Below are 5,591 nucleotides of genomic sequence, written 5' to 3'. Positions count from 1 at the left end.
TCTCGGATAATTTCTGCGTCTGGGTAGATTGATTACATATAGGCAACTTGTCTGTCGAGGTGAGATCGTTGTTTTGTTGAACTAACTCGGCAGTAGCAAGCCGTGGTAGCTCCAACTGTATCCCGCACCGATGATTCGACATCATAGAGTTTTTGGTAGGCGGTGTTTTTGATGTTTTTGATCTTCTTTTCATCAGCGTTTTTTCGCTCCGGTGTTGGGATGTACACCCAGAAATTCGACCGCTTTCCTGAGTGGTATGTATGCCATCTCTTAAACTTTAGCATACATGAGCATCTGTTAACAAAACTGACACTGTTGAATAACCCTCGCCTGATCTATGCGCGTTCATCCCCTAAAACACTTGTGGATTCCCGCGAAGGCGGGAATGACAGATAACCTGATAAACGGGTTTTAACAACCGGATTTGGTATAATATTAAACTTCTGGCTTTCCCAGGCTAAAAAGCCGATTGGCGCTTGATCCGCCCTCGCTTGGGGGGATCTTCTACGGTATGTAAAGCAATATGTCTATTATTCTGGAATTGGGATTTGGCGCAAAAGTTGCTCGACAATTGTCTGGGGTCGCCGTCCTCCAGCGGGAATCAAGCGGTGAGATAAAACATGGGGGGCAAGAAACTTTACATCGTCAGGGATGGCATAGTCTCGACCAGAAATAAAGGCCAGGGCTTGGGTGGCTTTTTGTAAGGCGACGGCGCCTCTGGGACTAACACCCAAGGTAATTTGATCGCTGACTCGGGTTGCCCGGACTAAATCGAGAATATATTTTTGCAATGAATTGTCCAGCCGCACTTGGGCGCATAGCCGACATAACTCACTAACTTCTGACAATTCAATACAAGGCTGCAACTCCTCCACGGTGATATTCTCTTGCAGTCTTTGTAACATTTGCAGTTCTTCGGCTTCCGTGGGGTAGCCCACAGAGAAAGACAAGGTAAACCGATCCATTTGCGCTTCTGGTAAGGGAAATGTGCCTTGATATTCAATGGGGTTTTGAGTGGCAATGACAAAAAAAGGCTGGGGGACTGAACGCGAAACCCCATCAACAGTGACTTGCCGTTCCTCCATGACTTCGAGTAAAGCCGATTGAGTCCTGGGGGTTGCCCGGTTAATTTCGTCGGCGAGTAGGACATTGGCAAAGACTGGGCCGGGGAGAAATTCAAATTCTCCACTGCGAGGATTCCAGATATTTGTGCCCGTGACATCGGTGGGCAATAGGTCGGGGGTGCATTGAATCCGCTTAAATTTACCGGCGATCGATCGCGCTAGGGATTTTGCCAGTAAAGTTTTGCCCACCCCAGGGACATCTTCTAATAAAGCATGACCGCCAGAAAATAAAGCCACGAGTACCAGGCGAATGGGGTCGGCTTTGCCCACAATGGTTTTGCCGAGGTTTTCCGTAAGCTGTTGAATTCGTTCTCTCATAATGGGAATGTGGCTGAAGCCAGAGATTTCGCTTGAATACAATCTAATTGAATTTGGCTTTTTAACCGATCGAGGGAAGCAAATTTTTGTTCGGGGCGCAAAAATTGCTCAATGTCTACGGTCAGGGTTTTCCCGTATAAATCCCCACTCCAATCTAAAAGATGAATTTCGACGGTGGGTGGTTGACCCTGTGCCACGGTGGGACGACAGCCAATATTCATTACCCCTAGGTGATGCTTGGTGGGTTGGTCATCCCTGGTGACTCGGACGGCATAAACACCGTAGCGAGGTAAGAACTTATCGGGGGATAGTTGTAAATTGGCGGTGGGAAATCCCAGGGTTCTACCTAGTTGCTGCCCTTGAATGACTTCGCCAATGAGACGATAAGGACGACCTAAGAGTTGATTGGCTTGGAGGATATCCCCTTGGCTAAGGGCGTGGCGAATGGCGGAGCTACTAATGCGTAGTCCATCGATTTTGTTCAGGGGAACGATGTTAACGGTTACGCCATAAGGTTGAGCGATCGCCTTCAAGTCATCCACCGTCCCCGATCGCTGATTGCCAAACCGAAAATCTTCCCCCACACTAATACAGCAAGCTTGTAACTGTTTAATCAGAATTTCCGCCACAAAAGCTTGTGGACTGAGGGTTGCCAGCTTTTGGTCAAACGGCAACAGGATTAGTTGTCGGACTCCCATCGTCTCTAAGTATTGGGCTTTTTCCTCTTGAGGCGTTAACAGGGATCTTGATTCACCAGAAAAAAACTCTTGGGGATGCGGATCGAACGTCACTAAGGTGCTGTAGGGATGTTTTGTCCCGCCCCCAGATCCCCCAGATCCCTGGTTGTACTCACAAGCGGGCGATCGCGAACTAGGGTTTGCCAAGCTAGAATTGAATAAATGAGGCAACTGGGAGGGCAAAATTGGCTCGATCACCTTTTGGTGTCCTCGATGCAACCCGTCAAAGTTGCCCAGAGCAATAGAAGTTGGAGTCAGAACTGTTGAGAGAGAAGAAGTAATCCACACCGTTTAGATTATTAATTAAATAAGACGATCGAATATCAATGAACATTGCTGATCAAGAAGAAAAATAGAGAATTGTAGGCAATTCTCTATTCTGGATCTGAAAATCACTTGCGGTATCTTGCTAGGTTGGGGACTCTGCCTCTGGAGAGGAAGAAGAATGCGGCGCAATTAATTGAATCGACAATCCCTCCCTGGCCATGAGAGAGTTGGGGAAATGCTGTGCTACTTGCTCTCCTACGTTATCCAAAAAATCATCATTGTGCAGGGGGTCGTGGTGGAAAATCACCAGTCTTTTCGCATTCGCAGCCTTGGCCACCTTAACGGCTTCCTGCCAAGTGGAATGACCCCAGCCGACTTTACTACTTTTTGGAGAGTGATATTCCTCATCAGTGTAGGTGGCATCATAAATCAGCACGTCAGCATTATGAGCGAGGAATAAAACATTGTCATCCAGCTTGTCTGGTAGATGTTCTGTATCCGTGACATAAGCTGCGGCGTAGCCGTTCCAACTGACTCGATAACCGACCGCTTCTCCGGGATGGTTCAGCAGTGCCGTATTCACTTTTACGTCCCCAAATTCCAGCACTTCGCCGATTTTGATATCGTGAAACTCTAGCTGGGCGGCCATGATCTGCAAGGGTACGGGAAAATTTGGATGAAGCATCTGGTCATTCAGTCGTTGCTCAATGGTAGAGCCATTGGGGGCGATCGCTCCATAAATGTGAAAGCGATTGCCAGGAATAAAAGCAGGGACAAAAAAAGGGAAGCCCTGAATGTGATCCCAGTGGGAGTGAGTAAACAACAAATTGGCTTTGACGGGCATCTGACCGAGCAAGTATTGTCCCAACACTCTTAAGCCTGTACCTCCATCAAAAATTAAGCGTTGTCCTCCCACCCGCATCTCGATGCATGGCGTATTGCCGCCATACCGGACGGTCTCTGCACCGGGACATGGTATGCTTCCTCGCACGCCCCAGAAGTGAATCGTAAATTGGTTGTCCATATTCTGCATGGGTGTATTTGCACTAGGTTGTGAATGCGGGTTACTCATCACGTTTTTACATCGGCAGCAACCGTCTATGGGTTGATCATTTAGTGATTATCCACTTGCTAATCGATCGATCGACTTGCTCAGATATCCGCCACCTTTGTGAAATCACCTTAAATATATTCATATATTCAATGAAATTCGCGGGCTTTCTGAGTCAGTAAATACGGCGCCTCTGGTCAAGAACTGCCCGAATCTTATGTGTTCAGGCTGATTTTTATAATTAGGAAGAACCCAAAAGGTGACGGTTCAAACGATAATCTGAACGACCCAATCAACCATTATATAAAGTTTTCAGCAGTTTTCATCTTCATTTACCCTAAACTTGATTCTAACGTTGGCACAGGATGAGTTGTCAATTTACTGTTGAATAACCTCACCGGAAATGTTTTATTGGTTGTTTGTTGTTGGTTATTGGTTATTTGTTATGATCAAGGCTGCGGATACTCATCATCACTAATAACAAATAACAAGCAACTAATAACCAATAACCAATAACTATGAAACTGAACAAACGCGCACAGTATAGCGTTAAAGCCTTATTGGATCTGAGTCTCCAGCAAGATTTGGGGCCGACGGCGACTAAGGCGATCGCCAATCGGCAAAAGATCCCCGCCCCCTATCTAGAAAAGCTATTAATTCAAATGCGCCAGGGGGGTTTGGTGGCATCCGTCCGGGGCGCCCAAGGGGGCTATCAACTAGCCAAACCGCCTAGCAAAATTTCCCTCGGTCAGATTTTAGAAGCCGTGGGAGAAACCATTGAGCCTGATTTGAGTTTGCCGCCACAAAGTAAACACGCCGAAGACTGGGTGACATTTACTTTGTGGCACCAACTGCACCAAAAGCTAAAAGAATCACTTTATAGTATTTCTCTTGAAGACTTATACTATGATGCTCGCAGTTGGCAGGCATCTCAGGGACAAGAAACAAATTTTATTATTTAATTTATTATTATTTAATTTTGGATTGCATGAACCAGGTATGTGCTGTTTTGTCTGTTTCCCTTGGGTTGTGGCATGGGGAAAAATCAACAATCTTGGTTTTAGCGATCGCCGCTTTCCTGGATTATCTGATTGGCGATCCTTGGGGTTGGCTCCACCCAGTTCAAGTGATTGGTTGGGGAATTTCTCGCTATAGTCAATTAGTCTTACAATGGTTTTCCCAACCGCAAATCCGCCGAATTGCCGGAGTGGGGCTGGGCATTGGCGCGATCGCTGGCACTGGTGTGATTACTTATGCCATAATTCTGTGGGCGCGATCGCTTCATCCTGCCCTCAGTATCCTCTTAGAAATGATCCTCTTAGCAAGCTGTTTTGCCGGTCGCAGTTTACGCGCTGCCGCTGAAGATGTGCTGCAACCCCTGAACTCCGGGGATTTAACTCAAGCGCGGCAAAAATTAAGCCTTTATGTGGGACGAGATACAGAAAACCTATCCGAGACAGAAATTCTCCGAGCCATTTTAGAAACCGTCAGTGAAAATGCCGTCGATGGGGTGATGGCACCGCTATTTTATGCGATCGTCGGCGCATCGATCCCGGCGATCGGGCCGGTTACCGTCGCGATCGCCTACAAAGCTGCCAGTACCTTAGACTCAATGGTCGGCTACCGCGAAGAACCCTACAAAGACCTCGGCTGGTTTAGTGCCAAACTTGAAGATTTGCTCACCTGGCTGCCCTGTCGATTAACCGTCATCACCATTGGCCTAATTTTTGGCAACCTAGGCAAAATCTGGCAAACCTGTCAAACGGACGCCACCAAAGACCCCAGCCCCAACGCCGGTTGGAGTGAATGCGCTTACGCCGTCACCCTGGGAGTCCAACTAGGGGGAACCAACTCTTATCGCGGCGTGATTAAAAATAAACCATTCCTAGGCCAACCAACTCATCAAATTTCCCCAGAAAAAATTCACCAAGCCTTAAAAATCACTCGTTATACTTTTCTCACTTGGTTAGCAATTTTCTGCCTAATTCACATCGGTTTTACATCGGCGATCGGCTATTAACCGTCAACCCCATTTTATTTTTACATTTTCTTCTCTTTGTGTCCGGCAGAGTTCTGTGGTAAAATTATCTCTAA

The 5,591-nt window shown here is 47.0% G+C and carries 5 protein-coding genes; 2 read left to right on the top strand and 3 right to left on the bottom strand.

The annotated features are described in order from the left end of the window. Nucleotides 1-530: 530 nt before the first annotated feature. The 3 genes from AM228_RS28295 to AM228_RS28285 all read right to left on the bottom strand — a co-directional run bounded on the left by AM228_RS28295 (nucleotide 531) and on the right by AM228_RS28285 (nucleotide 3,479). Nucleotides 531-1,442 carry a MoxR family ATPase gene (locus tag AM228_RS28295; protein WP_054470347.1) on the bottom strand — a complete coding sequence of 304 codons (912 nt, stop codon included), beginning with the start codon at nucleotides 1,440-1,442 and terminating at the stop codon, nucleotides 531-533. Beyond that, a complete protein-coding gene (locus AM228_RS28290) occupies nucleotides 1,439-2,467 on the bottom strand; it encodes a bifunctional riboflavin kinase/FAD synthetase (RefSeq protein WP_054470346.1) in 1,029 nt (342 codons plus the stop codon). Before AM228_RS28290 ends, AM228_RS28295 begins: the two co-directional genes overlap by 4 nt. A 121-nt stretch (nucleotides 2,468-2,588) precedes the next feature. Then, entirely contained in the window at nucleotides 2,589-3,479 is an 891-nt protein-coding gene (locus AM228_RS28285; RefSeq protein ID WP_054470345.1) for an MBL fold metallo-hydrolase, read from the bottom strand. A gap of 536 nt (nucleotides 3,480-4,015) precedes the next feature. Between AM228_RS28285 and AM228_RS28280 the strand changes: the two genes are divergently transcribed. Both AM228_RS28280 and cbiB read left to right on the top strand, forming a co-directional pair. Then, a complete protein-coding gene (locus AM228_RS28280) occupies nucleotides 4,016-4,459 on the top strand; it encodes an Rrf2 family transcriptional regulator (RefSeq protein WP_054470344.1) in 444 nt (147 codons plus the stop codon). Nucleotides 4,460-4,506: 47 nt separating this feature from the next. Further along, nucleotides 4,507-5,517, top strand: a complete 1,011-nt coding sequence (gene cbiB, locus AM228_RS28275) for an adenosylcobinamide-phosphate synthase CbiB (protein WP_231636973.1) — start codon at nucleotides 4,507-4,509, stop codon at nucleotides 5,515-5,517. The last annotated feature ends 74 nt before the right edge of the window (nucleotides 5,518-5,591 follow it).

Source organism: Planktothricoides sp. SR001 (assembly GCF_001276715.1).
GTDB classification, from domain to species: Bacteria; Cyanobacteriota; Cyanobacteriia; order Cyanobacteriales; family Laspinemataceae; genus Planktothricoides; species Planktothricoides raciborskii.
The sequence above is the reverse complement of the archived record's forward strand: the minus strand, read 5'-3'. Positions and strand labels throughout refer to the sequence as shown.